Source organism: Haemophilus paracuniculus, assembly GCF_002015115.1.
GTDB lineage: Bacteria > Pseudomonadota > Gammaproteobacteria > Enterobacterales > Pasteurellaceae > Haemophilus_E > Haemophilus_E paracuniculus.
This window is the reverse complement of sequence record NZ_MUYA01000004.1, coordinates 285,426-304,124: the sequence shown is the minus strand read 5'-3', so window position 1 is coordinate 304,124 and position 18,699 is coordinate 285,426. Positions and strand designations below refer to the sequence as shown.

Genomic DNA, 18,699 nt, shown 5'->3' with positions numbered 1-18,699 from the left:
TCGTTTATGGCACTTTCTCGTTTACTGATTCAACATTTTCGCAATTTGAGCGAGGTCGATCTCCACTTTTCGTCAGGCTTTAATTTTCTGGTCGGGGCGAATGGAAGCGGCAAAACTAGCCTGTTGGAAGCGATTTTCTACCTCGGACACGGGCGTTCTTTCAAAAGCCATTTGGGTAACCGCATTATTCAATATGAGCAAGAGCAATTTACCCTGCACGGCAAAATTGACGAGGCTCAACATAGTTGGACGGTGGGGATTCAGAAAAAACGGCAAGGCGATACGTTGCTCAAAATCAATAACGAAGACGGCAATAAACTTGCCGACCTCGCCCAACTGCTGCCAATGCAAGTGATCACCCCCGAGGGCTTAACCTTACTGAATGGTGGTCCGAGTTACCGCCGAGCCTTTTTGGATTGGGGCTTGTTTCATCAGCATCAAGAATTTTTCCAACATTGGGTAAACCTCAAACGCCTGCTCAAACAACGCAATGCCGCCCTCGCCCAAGTTCGCCATTATGGGGAATTGAAAGCGTGGGATATTGAGCTTGCCAAAGTCGCTCATATCGTCAGCCAACTGCGAGCGGATTATGCGGATATTCTTCGCCCCGAAATTGAGAAAACTTGCCAATTTTTCCTGCCCGAATTAGAGATTAGCGTCAGTTTTCATCAAGGTTGGGAAAAGGGGGCAGGCTTCGCCGAGATTCTCGCCCAAGGCTTTGAGCGAGATCGGGCTATGGGCTACACGATGATCGGCCCACAAAAAGCCGATTTCCGCTTTAAAGCCAACGGCTTGCCCGTGGAAGATGTGCTTTCAAGGGGGCAGTTAAAATTGTTGATGTGTGCGTTACGCCTCGCCCAAGGGGAATATCTGATTCAACAAAAAGAACGCCAATGCCTGTTTTTGATTGACGATTTCGCCTCAGAACTCGACCCGACCAAACGCGAACTACTCGCCCACCGCCTGCGGGAAAGTGGCTCGCAGGTGTTCGTTACCGCCATCACCCAAGATCAACTACAACAGATGAGCTGGCAGGAACAGCAAAATGATCGGCTGTTTTTGGTGGAACAGGGGCAAATTACCGCCGCCTAAATTTCCCTCAAAATTTCGCAAAAAAAGACCGCTTGTCTCACAACAAGCGGTCTGATTTTTGGGATTTTTTACCCGATTAGAGTACGTTTACGCAGTTAAGATCAACGAAAGATTGCTCTAAGCGTTTAGACATTGACTCTTCCATTTTGCGTAACCAAACGCGTGGGTCGTAGTATTTTTTGTTTGGTGCGTCTGGGCCGGTTGGGTTGCCTAATTGACCTTGTAAGTATTCGTGGTTCGCTTTGTAGAACTCTAAAATACCCTGCCAAGAAGCCCATTGGGTGTCGGTGTCGATGTTCATTTTGATCGCACCGTAGCTGATCGCTTCACGGATTTCTTCTTGTGAAGAGCCTGAACCGCCGTGGAAGACGAAGTCTAATGATTTCGCTGGAAGATTACGCTCTTTTGAAACGTACTCTTGTGAAGCACCGAGGATTGACGGTTTTAATTTCACGTTACCTGGTTTGTAAACACCGTGTACGTTACCGAACGCCGCCGCAATCGTAAAGCGTTTGCTGATTGGGCTTAATTGGTCGTAAACGTAAAGCACTTCTGACGGTTGGGTGTAGAGTTTTGATTCGTCCACATCTGAGTTATCCACACCGTCTTCTTCGCCACCGGTTACCCCAATTTCGATTTCAAGGGTCATACCGATTTTGTCCATACGTGCAAGGTACTCACGGCAGATTTCCATATTCTCTTCGATTGGCTCTTCTGAAAGGTCGATCATATGTGATGAGAACAATGGTGAACCTGTTTCCGCGAAGTGTTTTTCGCCCGCTTCAAGTAAGCCGTCAATCCACGGAAGTAAGTTTTTCGCTGCGTGGTCGGTGTGAAGAATCACTGGCACGCCATACTCTTTGGCAAGGGTGTGAACATGTTTCGCCCCTGCGATTGCACCTAAAACGTCTGCACGCTGACCGCTGGCTGGTTTGATGCCTTTACCTGCGTAGAATTGCGCGCCACCGTTTGAGAATTGCACGATCACTGGCGATTTTACGCGCGCTGCGGTTTCTAATACCGCGTTTACAGAGTCTGTACCTACGCAGTTTACCGCTGGGATTGCGAAGTTATTGGCTTTTGCGTAAGCGAATACTTTTTGAACGTCATCGCCGGTTACAACGCCTGGTTTTACGATGTCTAATAATTTAGTCATTTGAGGTTTCCTCTTGATTTAATTGAATTTTTTCATCTAGGGGACGCAAGCATTGCGTCCCTACGATTGACCATTTATGGTTTCGGTTTTTGATCTGAGACGCCAGCGTGGCGTCCCTACGATTTATCGGTTTTTGCGTAGGGACGCGATGCTCGCGTCCCCTTTCGCATTGCTTATTTTGCCTTAACCGTTCGCACGTTTTTCCAAAATTTCAACGGCTGGTAATACTTTACCTTCTACAAATTCTAAGAACGCACCGCCACCGGTTGAGATGTAAGAGATTTTATCTGCGATACCGAACATATCAATCGCCGCTAAGGTGTCGCCGCCGCCTGCGATAGAGAACGCACCGCTTGCAGTGGCATCCACAATCGCTTGTGCCACGATTTCCGTCCCTTTACGGAAGTTCGGGAACTCAAACACGCCAACTGGGCCGTTCCAAAGAATAGTTTTCGCATTACGGATAATTTCCGCTAATTCTTCGGCAGATTTGTCGCCGATGTCGAAAATTGACTCATCCGTCGCTACATCAGCCACCGCTTTGTGGGTTGCTGGGGCGGTTTCAGAAAATTCTGTCCCCACACGCACATCTACTGGCACGGGGATTTTGGTCGCTTGTGCCAAACGTTTTGCTTCTGGGATCAAATCTTCTTCATATAATGATTTACCCACGTTGTTGCCTTCCGCTGCGATAAAGGTGTTCGCAATACCACCGCCCACGATAAGCTGATCAGCGATTTTTGAAAGGGAATCCAACACGGTTAATTTGGTTGAAACTTTTGAACCGCCAACAATCGCCAACATTGGGCGTTGTGGCTCTTTTAATGCTTTGCCGAGTGCGTCTAATTCCGCCGCCAATAATGGACCTGCACAAGCAACAGGGGCAAATTCAGCCACGCCGTAGGTTGAACCCTCTGCACGGTGAGCCGTACCGAATGCGTCCATTACGAACACATCGCAAAGTGCTGCATATTTTTTCGCCAACTCAGGATCATTTTTCTTCTCGCCTTTGTTGATACGCACGTTTTCAAGCACCACGATTTCGTTTTCTTGCACGTCCACGCCGTCTAAATAATCACGCACTAAACGCACAGGCACGCCTAAATCTGAATTGTTGAGGTAATCGACCACAGGTTGTAACGAGTTCGCTTCCTCAAACACCCCCTCAGTCGGACGACCTAAGTGCGAAGTTACCATCACTTTCGCCCCTTTTTGTAAGGCTAATTTGAGGGTTGGAATCGTTGCACGAATACGTGCATCAGACGTTACTTTGCCGTCTTTCACTGGTACGTTAAGGTCAGCACGAATGAAAAGACGTTTACCTTGAAGATCAAGATCTGCCATTTTGATTACAGACATAATAAGTTCCTCTGTTGAGTTCAAAAATAAAAACGGGGCGATTATATCAGTTTCTGATTGAAATGGGCGAATTGCGGTACATTTTCTTGATTTATTTCAACATTTTAAATAAATCAAAAAAGTAGATTTAATGAAAATTTCAGGCGATGCTAAAATTTTTAAACCCCCCCCCTTGCTAGGCATTGGTATATTCGGTTTTTAGTTCTAACCAGCGTTTGATCAGCAAATCCGCAATCTGCGGTTGGGTGGCGATCAGGCGTTTGGCGTAGTCTTGCACGAGGGGGATCATTTTACGGTCTCGCATTAGGTCGGCGATTTTAAATTCTGCGGTGCCTGTTTGTTTCGTGCCGAGGATTTCGCCCGTGCCGCGGATTTCGAGGTCTTTTTCGGCGATGTAGAAGCCGTCTTGGCTGTCTCGCATCACTTGTAAGCGTTTGCTCGAAATTTTGCCGAGGGGCGGTTTATACATTAGCACGCAGTGGGACGCCGTTGCCCCTCGCCCGACCCGTCCACGCAGTTGGTGCAGTTGTGCCAGCCCTAATCGCTCGGAATTTTCGATAATCATCAAGCTCGCATTCGGCACATCAACCCCCACCTCAATCACGGTGGTGGCGACCAGCAGATCGAGATTCGCCGTCTTAAATTCCGCCATAATCGCCTGTTTTTCCTGCGGTTTCATTCGACCGTGAACCAAGCCGATCCGCAAATCGGGCAAGGCACGTTGCAGATCTTCGGCAATCGCGGCTGCCGCTTGGGCTTCCAGCACTTCCGATTCATCAATCAAGGTGCAAACCCAGTAGGCTTGACGTTTTTCGTTTTTGCAGGCTTGGTAAACCCGTTGCACAATTTCGCCTCGCCGATCTTCGGAAATCGCCACGGTGGTGATCGGCGTTCGCCCAGGGGGAAGTTCGTCAATAATTGAGGTATCAAGATCGGCGTAAACCGTCATCGCCAGCGTGCGGGGAATGGGGGTGGCGGTCATAATCAGTTGGTGCGGATAAACCTCGCCCTTCGCCCCTTTTTCTCGCAACGTGAGCCGTTGATGTACGCCAAAACGGTGCTGTTCATCAATAATCACGAGGGCGAGGTTGTGAAATTCCACGCTCTCTTGGAACAGGGCGTGGGTGCCGATAATCATCTGCACCGAGCCATTTTGGATCGCCGCTAATTGAGCGGTGCGAGCCTTGCCCTTGACCTTGCCCGCCAGCCAGCCAACCTCAATTCCAAAAGGGGCGAGCCAGTTCGCGAAATTGTTGGCGTGCTGCTCGGCGAGAATTTCGGTCGGTGCCATTAACGCCACCTGCTTGCCGTTATCAATCGCCAGCAACGCCGCCAACGCCGCCACCAGCGTTTTGCCCGATCCCACATCGCCTTGTACTAACCGCATCATCGGTTGTGATTGGGCGAGATCTCGCTCAATCTCAGCGGTAACACGGCTTTGGGCGTTGGTCGGTTGGAACGGCAGGCTGGCGAGGAAACGCTGTTTGAGATCCGTTTGATACTGCAACGGCTCGGCAAAATGCTGTTTTACCCCCATTCGCACCTGCTGCATTGCGAGGTTGTGGGCGAGCAGTTCCTCAAAAATCAGCCGTTTTTGGGCAGGGTGATCGCCTTTTTCCAACTGTTCCGCCGACACGCTCGGCGGTGGGCGGTGCAGCAGTTGCAGGGCTTGTTTGAGGCTATATTGGTGCGGATTAAATTCATTCGGCAACAATTCCGCCACTTGCACCCGATCCAACAACGCCAACGCCTGATCGGTCAATTTGCGTAGGGTGGCTTGCTTCAAGCCCTCGGTGGTGGAATAGATCGGGGTCAGGCTTTCCGCCAATTCAAGCGGTTGGTTATTGCGAATAATTTGATATTCGGGGTGGTGCATTTCCGCCATAAACCGCCCCCGCTTGACCTCGCCAAAGGCTTTGACGCGAACGCCCGTGGCAAGGCTGTTTTTCATTCCTGCGTTGAAATTGAAGAATTTGAGGGTAATTTTGCTCGTGCCGTCTGAAAGGGTGGTGGATAAAATCGGACGGCGACCGAATTGCACTTCGGTTAGCTGCACATAGCCCTCAATGGTGCAGTAATTTTCGGGGCGAACATCGGCAATCGGCGTGATCCGCGTGCGATCTTCATAACGAAACGGCAAATGGAACAACAAATCTTGCACATTGTTGATCCCAATTTTGCTTAATTTCCCTGCTATCGCCGCCCCCACGCCCGACAACGCCGTGAGTGGCACACCGTCTAATAATTGTTCGCTCATCGTAAAAATTTTTGTGAAACTGACCGCTTGGGGGCGTATTGTATAGAAATACAGTTGGATTGCAAAATGTTATTAACAAAAATATAATATGACTATTTTTTAGCCTTATTGTTTTCCTATGCAAAATAAGTTACGCCATTTTATTCACGGCAAATTTTTTCACGATTTTATTGTGAGCGTGATCATTATTAACGCCATTATTGTGGGGTTGGATACCTCAAAAACTATTTCCGCCCAATTTGGTGATTGGATTTCTCTGATTAACAATGCGTGTTTATTTATCTTTACAATTGAAATTTTATTAAGAATTGTTGTTGAGAAATTGACCTTTTTTAAACGAGGCTGGAATGTTTTTGATTTCTTTATTATTGCTACTTCGTTAATTACCGAAATTGGCGTATTTTCGGTGTTTCGTATTTTCCGCATTATTCGCATTTTACGCCTAGTGTCGTTAATTCCTAAAATGCGAATTGTTTCCCAAGCCTTATTTAAAACAATGAGTTCAATGCTTGGGGTGGCGGTTTTATTGGTGATTCTTTTTTATATTTATGCGGTGGTCGCCACCCATTTATATGGCGAGCAATTTCCCCAATGGTTCGGCACGCTGGGCGAGAGTTTTTACACCCTATTCCAAATAATGACCTTTGAAAGTTGGTCGATGGGGATTGTCCGCTCTGTAATGGCGGTTTATCCAAATGCGTGGATTATTTTTATTAGCTTTTTGTTAATTACCAGCTACATTATTTTAAATATCGCGATTGGGATTGTGGTGGATTGTATCGGCGAAATTAAAAATGCCGATTGTCAATGTTCGGAACAGGAAAATAATCAAACGGAATTATTAACTAAAATTTCTGATTTAGAGAAGGAAATTTTGGAATTAAAAATGTTGCTAAAACAGCATTTAAAATAAATTATATCAACTGATCTATAATGATTATTCTTCTGGAATATCCCCTTTATATTTTGCTGATCTATTGAGTCAATTATTGAGCCGTAGCAACTGTGTTCCACAAAAATTGGCATATACATTAAGTTTTCTGCTTCGTTTCTTAATGTCGAGATTCGCTTGTAGCTTCGAAGTTAATCAGGGCAACCTCAAAGCGACTCAAACTTTTCTGATTGGATAAGTTAATCACCAAACCGCATTTAGGCAATAAATCGGAGTGTTTGCCTTGTATTCGAGTTTTTCAACGATTGTGTTCAGTCTCTCTGATGAAACATTATCCACGCCTTCGCTACGAAACGGGGATATCCTAGGGGCAATAAATGCAAAATTTTTAGAAATCTCACCCCTTTCATTTCCCTGATTCCATTAAGGAATTTATTTTTTACGCAATCAACTCCATCCCTTTAACATTTATTTCCTCTTTCTTTAACAAATTATTCTTAGTCAAAAATGCTGATTTCAACATAAAATTAGTTTATTACTCTAAATTTTATCCACTTTTCAAAGAGATATTTTGCTGAACCATTTTTAAACTGCATTTTTGCCCCTATCTTTTCCTGCCCATTTATGCTTAAAATCACGCCTTATTTTTCAATAACAATAAAAGGAAAAACAATGGAACAACAAGAAATCTCGACTTGGGGGTCGAAATTAAAGGCAATGGGACCGGGGATTTTAATGGCTTCGGCAGCGGTGGGTGGTTCGCATATTATTGCGTCCACGCAGGCGGGGGCGATTTACGGCTGGCAACTGGCGTTAATCATTATTTTGGCGAACCTGTTTAAATATCCGTTCTTCCGCTTTGGGGTGCAATATACCCTCAGCACCAACAAAACCTTGCTCGAAGGTTATCAAGAAAAAGGCAAAATTTACCTTTGGGTATTCTTCTTCCTCAATGTGGCGGCGGCGATGATCAACACTGCGGCGGTGGGGATTGTAACCGCAGCGATTTTGAAATTTATCTTCTCAGCGTTGGGATTAGCGGTGGATCTTTCCATTCCAACCGCAAGCGTGATTGTGATTGCGGTAACTTGGGGCATTTTATTGCTCGGAAAATACCGCTTGCTCGATAGCCTTTCCAAATGGATTATGATCGCCCTCACGGTTTCAACCGTCAGTGCGGTGGTGATCGCTGCCCTCAAAGGTGGCATTGCGGTCGCCCCTGATTTCGTTGAGCCATCGCCGTGGAACTTGGCGGCGTTGGGCTTTATCGTGGCGTTAATGGGCTGGATGCCTGCCCCGATTGAGATTTCGGCGATCAACTCAATGTGGGTGGTGGCGAAAAAACGCCTCAATAAAGTGAGCTATCAAGACGGCATTTTCGACTTCAACGTAGGCTACATCGGCACCGCCATTTTGGCAATTGTGTTCCTCGCCCTCGGTGCGTTGGTACAATACGGCTCGGGCGAAACCGTGGAACAGGCTGGGGTAAAATATATCGCCCAACTGATTAAAATGTATGCGTTCGCCATTGGCGACTGGTCAAAATTATTGATCGCCCTCATCGCCTTTATGTGTATGTTCGGCACAACCATCACCGTGATTGACGGCTACTCGCGAGCCAACAACGAGGCATTACGCCTGTTGCTCAACCGTAAAGAGAGCCGCCCAACCAGCCTCTACGTTTGGACAACCGCCACTGCCCTAATCGGGATTTTAATCATCACCGTCTTTATGAGCGATGTAGCGACAATGCTCAAATTTGCGATGATCTGCTCATTCGTCTCAACCCCAATCTTCGCGTGGCTCAACCTCTCACTCGTATTGAAAGGTGAACACCGCGTCAAAGGTGGCTTACTCTGGCTCTCAATCATCGGCTTAATCTACCTCTCAGCCTTTACCCTCTTATTTATGGTGTATCAAGCTGGGTTGATTAGCTAAGGATTGCAAGGGGTGGGATTTTGTGAAATTTTCAAAATCCCACCGCTTGCTAATCAAAATGCTCTAAACCGTATTGATAAAGTGCATTCTTTTTGTAGCCAAACGCCTCTGCCACCACCGCAGCGGCTTTTTTGAGGGGAAGTTCTTGGCAGAGCAGGGTGAGGGTTTTGATCGCTTGGGGCGAGAAGCCTTCGTCTTCGTTGGCTTTCGGCTTGCCTTCCACCACTAACACAATTTCGCCCTTAATGCGGTTGCTGTCCTGATTGAGCCACTCACGCAAATTGGCGAGGCTGTCGCCGTGAATGGTTTCCCACGTTTTGGTTAATTCCCGTGCCATTACCACATAACGATCCGCCCCGAAAATGCGTTGCATATCGGCGAGGGTGTCTAAAATGCGGTGGGTGGATTCGTAGAAAATCAAGGTGCGTTCTTCATTTTCAAGGGCAGAAAGTTTATCGCAACGGGCTTTTGTTTTGGCGGGCAAGAACCCTTCAAAACAAAAACGGTCTGATGCAATGCCCGAAGCACAAAGGGCGGTGATGGCGGCACAAGCCCCAGGCACGGGGACAACTTGAATCCCCGCTTGGCGGCAATGGCGAACGAGATGAAACCCAGGATCGCTAATTAACGGCGTGCCAGCATCGGAAATCAGGGCGATATTTAGCCCCTGTTGCAATTTTTCGATCAGCACCACCGCTTTGGTCTGTTCATTATGATCGTGCAGGGCGAAAAACGGTTTTTTGATGCCGTAATGGCTCAATAATAATCCGCTATGGCGGGTGTCTTCGGCGGCGATTAAATCGACTTGCTGAAAGGTGTCTAAGGCTCGTTGGCTAATATCGGCGAGGTTGCCAATCGGGGTGGCAACGATATATAAGATCCCGTTTTGGTTATTTTTCATTTGCTTTTCTATTTGCATTTCTGCGGTTAGGTAAGTAAGATTTCACTTATTTCTGGCGAGACAGAAATTTTTTATGGAGTTATAAAATGGCGACTATTCTAGTACAAACCCGTGCGTTAAAACAGAAAATCAAAACAATTTTTGTGCCAACCGCCCTTGCGTTGTTGGTGTCGGCGTGTTCTTCGGTCAATCCTGTTACCGAATCGATCAAACAAGAGGCTTACGGCAATTCCGAGTTTTATATTAACAAAGCTGATCAAGCCAAAGAGCAAGAAGATAAGCAAAGCTACCGCTTGCTTGCGGTGCGTAAGCTGATTGAAGAAAATAAAGCGGAAGAAGCGAAAAACACCTTTGCGGAAATTGTTACCACCGAATTAACTGAACCGCAGCAGCTAGAATATAGCCTCACTTCGGCACAACTTTCGGCGATGCTTGGGCAGAACGAGCAAGCGGTCAGTTTATTGAAAAATTTGCCGATGCCACAATTAAGCCAAGCTCAATTACTGCGTTATTACCAAACGGAAGCTCGCCTTGCGGAAAATCGTAAAGATCTGATCGACACCGTGCGAGCCAGAGTAATGATGGATAGCTACCTCACGGATAATATCGCTCGCCAGCAAAATAACGACACCATTTGGCAACTGTTGCGTGAGGGTAATCGTGGAATGATCGAAAAAGCCACCCCGCAAGCGGGCGAGGTCGGTTTGGCGGGCTGGTTAGCGTTGGCGAATTTGTATAATCAAAATATGGCGAATCCTGCTCAATTAAAGCAGGCGTTAAATGAATGGAAACAGCAATATCCTAACCATAGTGCCGCCACTTTAATGCCAAAAGAGTTGCAAGATGTGGCGAATTATCAGCAAACCAACCTTAACAGCATTGCGTTGTTGTTGCCGTTGAGTGGCGAAGCCAAAGTATTGGGCGAAATTTTGAAGAAAGGTTTTGACGAAGCGAAAGGCGATGATCCAACGGTGGTGCAAGTGTTTGACACTGACAGCGATAGCGTTGCGAATTTGATCGCCAAAGCCAAAGAGCAAGGGGCACAAACCATTATCGGGCCTTTGCTCAAACCGCGTGTTGATGAAATGTTACTCAGTCCTGAAATCAAAGGCGTGAACGTGTTAGCCCTGAATGCGACTGAAAACGTGAAAAATTTACCGCAGGTTTGCTATTACGGTCTCTCGCCAGAAAGCGAAGCCAAAGCGGCGGCGGAACGCCTTTATCGTGATGGGTTAAGCCGTGCGGTGGTTGCCGCACCGCAAACGGATTTTGGTCAGCGTTCCGCAGATGCGTTCGTGCAACAATGGCGTAAATTAACCAATACCGATGCGGACGTGCGTTACTACAACCAACCGCTTGATGCCGTGGCTTCCATTCAAAATAATGGCGTGGCACAAGGCTCGGGCTTGTATATGTTAGGCACGGCGGAAGAAGTGTTGCAAATTAAGCAAGGTATCGATCAAGCCTCGCTAAAATTCCCGATGTACACCTCATCACGCAGCAATTCGCCAAATAACGACAGCGAATTTTACACCGCAATGGACGGGGTAAAATTCAGTGAAATTCCATTATTGGCGGACACCGATTCGGAAATGTACCAAAAATCGAAAAATTTAGCCGAGGGCGATTTCTCTATGATGCGACTTTACGCAATGGGATCGGACGCTTGGGCGTTGGCGAACAAGTTTAACGAACTTCGCCAAATTTCAGGGTATAGCGTTTCAGGCTTAACGGGCAATTTAACCAAAGGCAAAAATTGTAACGTAGAGCGTGGAATGGCGTGGTTGCAATATCGCAACGGTGCGGTGGAAACGGCATACTAATGCGAGCGAAAGGGGCAATTTTTGAGCAGAAAGCCAAAGCCTTTTTGGAAGCAAAAGGCTTGCGGTTTATCGCTCAAAATCAAACCTTTCGTACCGGCGAACTTGATTTGATTATGCAACAAGGCTCAACCCTTGTGTTTGTTGAAGTTCGCCACCGCCAAAATGCCCGTTTTGGTTCAGCCCTTGAAAGCATTGATTTTCGCAAACAACAAAAATGGCTTAACACGGCAAATCTATGGCTGGCTCAACGTAGCCAAAGTTTAGATACCGCCGATTGCCGTTTTGATGTGGTGGTTTTTGAGGGAACGGACGACCCGATTTGGATTCCCAATTTTCTTGGTTAGCAAAAATGTTAGAAAAAATCCACACCCGCTTTTCTGAAAGCATCCAGATGCAAATTGCCTCGGCAGAACTCTTGCCCACCGCATTAAGTCAAGCGGCACAACGGATTGTCGATTGCTTATTGCGAGGCAACAAAGTGATTATCTGCGGACATAGCCGTTCTTACGCTAACGCCGAATTACTCGCCAGCCATTTACTGCACCGCTATGATTTTGACCGCCCGAGTTTTGCGGCAACTTTACTGCAATTTAATGGGGTTTTTGCCAGCAGTTTGGCACAAGATAACGAAATTTCGCATATTTACAAAAAACAGCTACAAGCCATTCAGCGAGAGGGCGATCTTTTTATCGCCTTTTCCCCCAATGGTGATGAGGAAGCAGTGGTTTCCGCCCTTAATTTTGCCAATATTGAAAATTTAGATGTGATTGCCTTTATCGGGCATAACAACGACCACGTTCGCAGTTTGTTAGACGAGAGTGATTTAGAAATCGCCATTCCGTCTGAAAATGAAATGCGGATTATTGAAGGGCATCAATTCTGCGTAAACCTACTTTGCGAATTGATCGACCATTTACTTTTTCCTAAAACTCAATAAGGATTGATGATGAAAACCTTAATCAAACGCCTCTCAATGTTCGCTGTTCTCGGCGTGAGCGTAATTTCACTTTCTGGCTGTATCGCCACCGCCGTGGTAACCACCGCTGCCGTTGCCACCAAAGTGGCGACCGACCCACGTTCCGCAGGCACACAAATTGACGATGAAACCCTCGAAGAAAAAGTAGCATACAACCTCAATAAAGATGCTCAATTACAGCAAGAAGCACGCATTAACGTGGTGTCATACAGCGGACGCATTTTGTTAGTTGGTCAAGCCCCGAGCGACGCCGCCAAAGAAGCCGCAGGTAATATCGCCTCGGGCGTTGACGGAGTGAAAGAGGTCTATAACGAAATCCGAGTAACCGAAAACGCAGGTGTCGCACAAATCGCCACCGACAGTTGGATTACCACCAAAATCAAATCAAAACTCTTGGTAAACGGCGATGTGAAAAGCACCGATGTCAAAGTGATCACTGAAAACGGCGAAGTTTTCCTAATGGGCAACCTTACCGCCAGCCAAACCAACGCCGCCACCGAAGTCGCCCGTAACGTAAATGGCGTGAAAAAAGTGGTGAAAGTGATTAGTTATTTAAGGTAGTTGGATTGCAAGGGGTGGGATTTAAAAAATTTTAAGGCGATGTAAATGAGCTTAATGTTTATTTTCATCGCCTTATTTTATTAGGAACGGTATAATAAATCAGAAATCGCTTTTTTAATTTGTTTTAAACGTTAATGTTGATTTTATCATATGACCTCAAATTCTTTGATATCCCACAATAATTTCAACGGAACGACAACACAGCTCTAAGCTAGAAAAAGTTGAGATTGCATTGAACACTTTTTATTAGCTTTTTAGTGATTATTTTTATAATAGCATAATCTCATTCACAGATTCAAAAAACAAAAACCCCCAAGGTTTCCCTTGGGGGTTTTATTCTTCACTTCGCTATGCGAGCGTTTTGGTTAGGTTCTGATTACCAGAAGTAACCCACAGACGCTGCACCGCTGATTTCTTTTTGGCTGTTTACGCCAGCAGAGAGTTTGATACCCACTTTGCCGCTGTCAGAGATACGAGAGTAACCTACCGCTAAGCCTGTTTGACCTTGGTATTGACCCACACCCGCTGTTACTACAGATTGACCTTCACGGTATGCTTGCATTAAGTTGCCTGCTGCCATTGAAGATGCGTGGCCTGCTTTACGTTGTTTGTTCAACTTGTTGATGCGGTTGTTTACATTGCCAATCGCACCTTTAAGTTGGCTTACGTTCACTGCGTCAGTGTCAGCTTGACCAGGGGCTACATTCAAGATGCGTTGTGGTTTGCCATCTGCTTTCGCAATTCTTAACCCTTCTGGAGAAGAAGTGATCTTCGTTGCACCAGCACCTTTACCTACGGTTAGGCTGTTGCCCGCTACGATGTCATCTGCATCCACTTTATTCGCTTTTACGTTGTTGAACGTTGGATCGTTCGAAGTAGCGATGTTGATGTTGCGACCTGAACCGCTGATCTCGATGTTACGACCTGCGTTAATGCGAACAGTATCACCTGCTTTCACTTTCGCTGATGGAGTGTAAGTATTTTTGGTTGCACCGTTTGCAGTGGTAGAGTCAGTTTTTGAATCTACTGTCCAAGAAACGCCGTTCACCAATTTAACCACTTCGCCTGCGTTCAAGTAAGCGTTCGGATCTGCTGGTGCATTTACTGAACCTGCATCGTTCACGTCAGCTGTGGTGCTGTTTACGCTGTAAGATACGGCAAATGATTGTGAACCATCAGGATTTTTCACCACAGTCGTTTTCGCTGTTGTGCCTTGACCATTTACATAGTTCACTTGGTCGCCTGGGTTTACGATCTCTTTGCTTACAGTGCCATCTGGGTTAGTTACGTTTGTACCCCAACCGCTGTTGTTGATCGCTTTTGCTACACCTGCGGCGGTTGCTAATGAGTTCGGGCTGATGTCGCCTTCGTTCACAGAACCGTTAGCGTTGTTGGTTAAGTTACCAATTTTCGCATCGTAGGTGATTGTTGTATTCGTACCGTCAGAGGTTACGTTCACCGTGGTGTAAGTGCCGTTGTTAAACGCCACGTTGTTACCTGCGGTTACAGTATCTTTCTTCGCTGTCGAAACGTTGTTTTGGAATACGTTCCAACCTGCATTGTTTACTAACTTAGACACATCGCCTGCGTTCAAGAACGCGTTTGGATCTTTCACGCTTGATACGCCGTTTTCGTTCACATCGCCAGTCGTTTGGTTCACATCGAAGCTGACAGCCGTTGAGCCGTTCGGGTAATTTACTACGCTCGCTGTTGTACCGTTGCCGTTGTTGAAGCTTACCGTTGCATCTGTTGCATTGTTATTGCTGGTGTAAGATGTTTTTTCACCACTGATAACTACATCCCAGTTGCCATTTGTACCGTTCGCTACGCTGGTTACGTTGATACCGTTTTTACCGATGAAAGTAACCACTTCACCGTTATTTACTACGGTGCTGTTGTTGTCTTTCTCTGTGCGAACAATCCAACCATATTTTTGTAAATCTGCTACGGTTACAACCGCTGTTGGGTCAGTTGCATTGTTAAGGTCTAGCACGCTTTCACCCGTTGAAGTTGCAGGGGTTGTCGCATTCAATGAAGATGCAACACCTTTCAACTGAACTGGGTTACCCGCAGAGTCAGAGAGATTCACTGCTGAAGTTGGAGCTTTTGCATTCTCAACTGGTTTGCCATCTTTATCAGTTGTTACTGTTGGGCTTGCTTTTTCAGTTTTGAAGCTCACCGCTGGCTGTGCTGGGTTACTTGCATTACCTAAGGTCATTGTGGTGGTGTTCACGTTATTGAACGACACGTTTTCTTGAGTCGCATAAGTGAAGTTTTGACCATTTTGGGTAATTTTCAAGTTTTTACCTGCGAGGAATTTCACTTCTTCACCTGGTTGAACGAGCTGAGTAGATTTCTCATCTTTTTCGCTACCTTCATTACCACGGTCACCACCGTTTACGGTGTCAGAAGTTACTTTCCAACCAGAGGCATTTACCGCTTTGGCAAGGGTTTCTGCAGTCACATAACCTGTGCCATTTACAACCACTGTACCTGTTGCTGGTACTTTGTTGTCTTTATCCTCTGCTGTATTTGGATTGGTGTTTGTGTTTACATCGCCAGAAATCACATTCCAAGTAACGTTAGAAAGATTACCGTCGGAGGTGATATTCACTGACACAGTAGAACTATTTAAGAAGTTAATTGTGTCATAAGGTTTCACGAAATCTTTCGCTTTGTTGTTTTCTTGCAAGTTCCAACCTGCGTTCAATACATCACCTAAAGTCGCTGCATTGTTCTCTTCACCTGCTTTCAATACTGGACGAGTAACATTGGTGGTAAAGACAGTTGTTCCTTGACCTGTTGAACCATCAGGGTTAGTTACCGTACCTGTACCATTTTCAGTTACCGTTTTAGGCAATCTGCTGGTTAAGTTTGAAATGGTGTTGTTACCATTTCCGTCAGTGCCAATTACAATTGGGTTACTTGCGTTGCCAATGGTTACGTTGGTGAACGTTGGAGTATCAACTACAGAGTAGGTATAAGTAACAGTATCAACACCATTTGTCGTTGTATTGGTTTGAGTCAGTTTTAAGTTACTGCCTTTTGCAAAGTTAACGATATCACCTGGGTTGATTAAGGTGTTATTTGATGTACCGTCTGGGTTAGTCGCGTTTGTCCACCAGCCTGCATTGTTAATCGCGTTAGCGACATCGCCTGCAGTTGCAATCGCATTTTGATCTACTGGTGTATCCACCTTACCTGATGGTGCTTTATTCGTTGTCGCAGTTGGGCTTGAAGCATTTGAACCATCTGATACTGCCAATGGCGTAGTATTGACGTTCCAAGTTACATTTGAAAGATTACCATCTGACGTAATGTTCACTGACACTGTTGTCGTGTTCAGGAAATTCAACGTATCGTATGGTTTTACAAAATCTTTCGCTGTGTTGTTTTCTTGCAAGTTCCAACCTGCGTTCAATACATCACCTAATGTCGCAGCGTTGTTTTCTTCACCTGCTTTCAATACTGGACGAGTAACATTGGTGGTAAAGACAGTTGTTCCTTGACCTGTTGAACCATCAGGGTTAGTTACCGTACCTGTACCATTTTCAGTTACCGTTTTAGGCAATCTGCTGGTTAAGTTTGAAATGGTGTTGTTACCATTTCCGTCAGTGCCAATTACAATTGGGTTACTTGCGTTGCCAATGGTTACGTTGGTGAACGTTGGAGTATCAACTACAGAGTAGGTATAAGTAACAGTATCAACACCATTTGTCGTTGTATTGGTTTGAGTCAGTTTTAAGTTACTGCCTTTTGCAAAGTTAACGATATCACCTGGGTTGATTAAGGTGTTATTTGATGTACCGTCTGGGTTAGTCGCGTTTGTCCACCAGCCTGCATTGTTAATCGCGTTAGCGACATCGCCTGCAGTTGCAATCGCATTTTGATCTACTGGTGTATCCACCTTACCTGATGATGCTTTATTCGTTGTCGCAGTTGGGCTTGATGCATTTGAACCATCTGATACTGTCAATGGCGTTGTATTAACGTTAAAGGTTACGTTTACGCCTGCAACGCTTCCGTCTGTTGAATTCCAGTTAGCAACAGTCGCTGTTGTTGCTGTACCATTATTGAAGTTTACGATTTTATTTGGCGTAATATGGTTTGTAGCATTCACGGTGTTGTTAGATACCACAAAACCAGTTTCTAACTTCGCCATTACCGCATAAAGCTGTGAACCGTTGATGCCGTCTGTCGAGTTCGCATCAATATGACCTGCCGCTACGTTTTTGAGCTGACGTTCATTGTCCACTTCACCAATACTTACGTATTGCCCTTCTGTCTGTGGCTGACCCTTAAAGCCCCATTCGCCATAAGTGATAGTTTCGCCGTTTGAATTACGTACTTCTGCGTTTGCAACATATTCTACGGCGTGAGATGCACCTGTCGTACCAACTACGGCGGTTGAACCATTACCTAATACAACGGAGTTGATAGTAGGTACAGTACGGATATTTGGACCTAGTGCAACAGAGTAGTTACCCGTTACGTTACTGTTTGTACCAAGAGTAAGTGATTCATAACCACGAGCGTGAGCACGTGTACCTAGTGCAGTTGAATTCGCAGCAGTTGCTAATGCAAAGTGACCAACAGCCATTGCGTCATCACCCGATAACTTATTACCTTTTGCTTCACCAGCTTGAGATGCTGTACCAAGGGCAATAGTATTATTACCATAAGCACGAGGCAAAGTACCGATAGCAGTCGAACTATATCCCACTGCAAGGGCGTTAACCCCTAACGCATTAGCCCCTACGCCCGCTGTTTGAGCTTGTGCACCAATTGCTACAGAAGCATCCCCTGCCGCTGCAGTATTTGGATATTTTCCCCCAGCAATATGTCTGGTCATATCAGTGTTAAGCCCTTTCGCATCCGCATAGCCACGCACACCTGCTCGTCCTATCGCAGTGTTAGGGTTAAGTGTAGTGTTTAATTCTGGGATCGCAGCAACCATTTTGTCCCAAGCTTTATCCACATCATCACCACCAATAGCGATTGATGAGTTACCACCCGCAATGGTATCAGCACCAATTGCTAAAGATTGGTCACCATACACGCTTGCACGGCTACCTAAGGCTAATTGTTGTGAAGTACTAAATGTGCGGTTTTCATAATGGGTATTTGCTTTACTACCCAAAACGGTGTTAGCGTTACCGCCAGTGTCCGTAGCTTCCCAACCAATCACTATATTACCAGGTTGAGATTCAGCATTATTTCCTAATACAGTCGCATTCGCACCAATAACAATGTTGTGTTTACGTCTTGCAGTGGCATTATGACCAATCGCAATACCATCTTCCATTGGTGCAGAAGCTCCCGTACCAATAGCAACAGAATAATTGCCTCCAGCAGTAGCCAAAGAACCTGGGATATTATCACTAATCGCAATTGTACCTACTGTTGTACCACTGATACTACCCTCAAGTGCACCACTTGATGAAGTAGCTGCCATTGCTGCACCACTTAACACAACCCCACCAGCAACACTTAATGCTAATAATGTTTTAGAAGGTGAAGTACGCTCATCCGTTTTTGATGATGTCTTACCTTTTGCTTTTGTTAATTCCGAAACAGCAACCCATGATTGCGTTGCTTGATTCCAAATTACCTTAAATACTTTATTCATTGTTACCTCGTAACCGAAAATTACTCATAAAAAACTACTCTCTATAAAAAAAGCTGAAATGACGCACAATCAGATCAGCTTTTTTGTTCATAGTAGTAGTAATGGTTAATTTGTA

At 45.7% G+C, this 18,699-nt stretch carries 12 protein-coding genes and 1 pseudogene; 7 read left to right on the top strand and 6 right to left on the bottom strand.

All coding sequences use genetic code 11. From position 1 onward, the window contains the following. The first annotated feature begins 6 nt into the window (after positions 1–6). On the top strand, positions 7–1,092 hold the full coding sequence (gene recF / locus B0187_RS04005; protein ID WP_078236568.1) for a DNA replication/repair protein RecF: 1,086 nt from the start codon (positions 7–9) through the stop codon (positions 1,090–1,092). Between the two features lie 76 nt (positions 1,093–1,168). On the opposite strand, the gene fbaA is transcribed toward recF, so the two are convergent. From fbaA to recG, 3 genes are all read right to left on the bottom strand, one after another. Beyond that, a complete protein-coding gene (gene fbaA / locus B0187_RS04000; protein WP_078236567.1) occupies positions 1,169–2,248 on the bottom strand; it encodes a class II fructose-bisphosphate aldolase in 1,080 nt (359 codons plus the stop codon). Between the two features lie 183 nt (positions 2,249–2,431). Further along, positions 2,432–3,607 (bottom strand): phosphoglycerate kinase, encoded by a 1,176-nt coding sequence (gene pgk / locus B0187_RS03995; protein WP_078236566.1) that lies wholly within the window; start codon positions 3,605–3,607, stop codon positions 2,432–2,434. Positions 3,608–3,782: 175 nt separating this feature from the next. After that, on the bottom strand, positions 3,783–5,864 hold the full coding sequence (gene recG, locus B0187_RS03990; RefSeq protein WP_078236565.1) for an ATP-dependent DNA helicase RecG: 2,082 nt from the start codon (positions 5,862–5,864) through the stop codon (positions 3,783–3,785). Between the two features lie 118 nt (positions 5,865–5,982). Between recG and B0187_RS03985 the strand changes: the two genes are divergently transcribed. Both B0187_RS03985 and B0187_RS03980 read left to right on the top strand, forming a co-directional pair. After that, a complete protein-coding gene (locus B0187_RS03985; RefSeq protein WP_078236564.1) occupies positions 5,983–6,777 on the top strand; it encodes an ion transporter in 795 nt (264 codons plus the stop codon). Between the two features lie 651 nt (positions 6,778–7,428). Then, on the top strand, positions 7,429–8,694 hold the full coding sequence (locus B0187_RS03980) for an NRAMP family divalent metal transporter (protein WP_078236563.1): 1,266 nt from the start codon (positions 7,429–7,431) through the stop codon (positions 8,692–8,694). 49 nt (positions 8,695–8,743) lie between these two features. On the opposite strand, the gene rsmI is transcribed toward B0187_RS03980, so the two are convergent. Further along, positions 8,744–9,595, bottom strand: a complete 852-nt coding sequence (gene rsmI / locus B0187_RS03975) for a 16S rRNA (cytidine(1402)-2'-O)-methyltransferase (protein ID WP_078236562.1) — start codon at positions 9,593–9,595, stop codon at positions 8,744–8,746. 86 nt (positions 9,596–9,681) lie between these two features. On the opposite strand from rsmI, the gene B0187_RS03970 reads away from it, so the two are divergent. The 4 genes from B0187_RS03970 to dolP are packed head-to-tail and all read left to right on the top strand — an operon-like array spanning position 9,682 to position 12,955. Continuing rightward, positions 9,682–11,418: a penicillin-binding protein activator gene (locus B0187_RS03970; protein WP_078236561.1), complete on the top strand. Its 1,737-nt coding sequence runs from the start codon at positions 9,682–9,684 to the stop codon at positions 11,416–11,418. Beyond that, complete coding sequence (locus B0187_RS03965; RefSeq protein WP_078236560.1) at positions 11,418–11,762, top strand: YraN family protein; 345 nt, start codon at positions 11,418–11,420, stop codon at positions 11,760–11,762. Before B0187_RS03970 ends, B0187_RS03965 begins: the two co-directional genes overlap by 1 nt. A gap of 5 nt (positions 11,763–11,767) precedes the next feature. Continuing rightward, on the top strand, positions 11,768–12,355 hold the full coding sequence (locus tag B0187_RS03960) for a D-sedoheptulose-7-phosphate isomerase (protein WP_078236559.1): 588 nt from the start codon (positions 11,768–11,770) through the stop codon (positions 12,353–12,355). Between the two features lie 9 nt (positions 12,356–12,364). Further along, on the top strand, positions 12,365–12,955 hold the full coding sequence (gene dolP / locus B0187_RS03955; protein ID WP_078236558.1) for a division/outer membrane stress-associated lipid-binding lipoprotein: 591 nt from the start codon (positions 12,365–12,367) through the stop codon (positions 12,953–12,955). A 376-nt stretch (positions 12,956–13,331) separates the two neighbouring features. On the opposite strand, the gene B0187_RS03950 is transcribed toward dolP, so the two are convergent. Next, complete coding sequence (locus B0187_RS03950; protein ID WP_245797003.1) at positions 13,332–18,317, bottom strand: beta strand repeat-containing protein; 4,986 nt, start codon at positions 18,315–18,317, stop codon at positions 13,332–13,334. Between the two features lie 132 nt (positions 18,318–18,449). After that, positions 18,450–18,584, bottom strand: a pseudogene (locus B0187_RS10470) (ESPR domain-containing protein); the annotation flags it as partial. Positions 18,585–18,699 lie beyond the last annotated feature (115 nt).

Bases quoted from the DNA above. Each gene is read 5' to 3' on its own strand.
- recF (WP_078236568.1), top strand. From the start codon at position 7: ATGGCACTTTCTCGTTTACTGATTCAACATTTTCGCAATTTGAGCGAG.
- fbaA (WP_078236567.1), bottom strand. From the start codon at position 2,248: ATGACTAAATTATTAGACATCGTAAAACCAGGCGTTGTAACCGGCGAT.
- pgk (WP_078236566.1), bottom strand. From the start codon at position 3,607: ATGTCTGTAATCAAAATGGCAGATCTTGATCTTCAAGGTAAACGTCTT.
- recG (WP_078236565.1), bottom strand. From the start codon at position 5,864: ATGAGCGAACAATTATTAGACGGTGTGCCACTCACGGCGTTGTCGGGC.
- B0187_RS03985 (WP_078236564.1), top strand. From the start codon at position 5,983: ATGCAAAATAAGTTACGCCATTTTATTCACGGCAAATTTTTTCACGAT.
- B0187_RS03980 (WP_078236563.1), top strand. From the start codon at position 7,429: ATGGAACAACAAGAAATCTCGACTTGGGGGTCGAAATTAAAGGCAATG.
- rsmI (WP_078236562.1), bottom strand. From the start codon at position 9,595: ATGAAAAATAACCAAAACGGGATCTTATATATCGTTGCCACCCCGATT.
- B0187_RS03970 (WP_078236561.1), top strand. From the start codon at position 9,682: ATGGCGACTATTCTAGTACAAACCCGTGCGTTAAAACAGAAAATCAAA.
- B0187_RS03965 (WP_078236560.1), top strand. From the start codon at position 11,418: ATGCGAGCGAAAGGGGCAATTTTTGAGCAGAAAGCCAAAGCCTTTTTG.
- B0187_RS03960 (WP_078236559.1), top strand. From the start codon at position 11,768: ATGTTAGAAAAAATCCACACCCGCTTTTCTGAAAGCATCCAGATGCAA.
- dolP (WP_078236558.1), top strand. From the start codon at position 12,365: ATGAAAACCTTAATCAAACGCCTCTCAATGTTCGCTGTTCTCGGCGTG.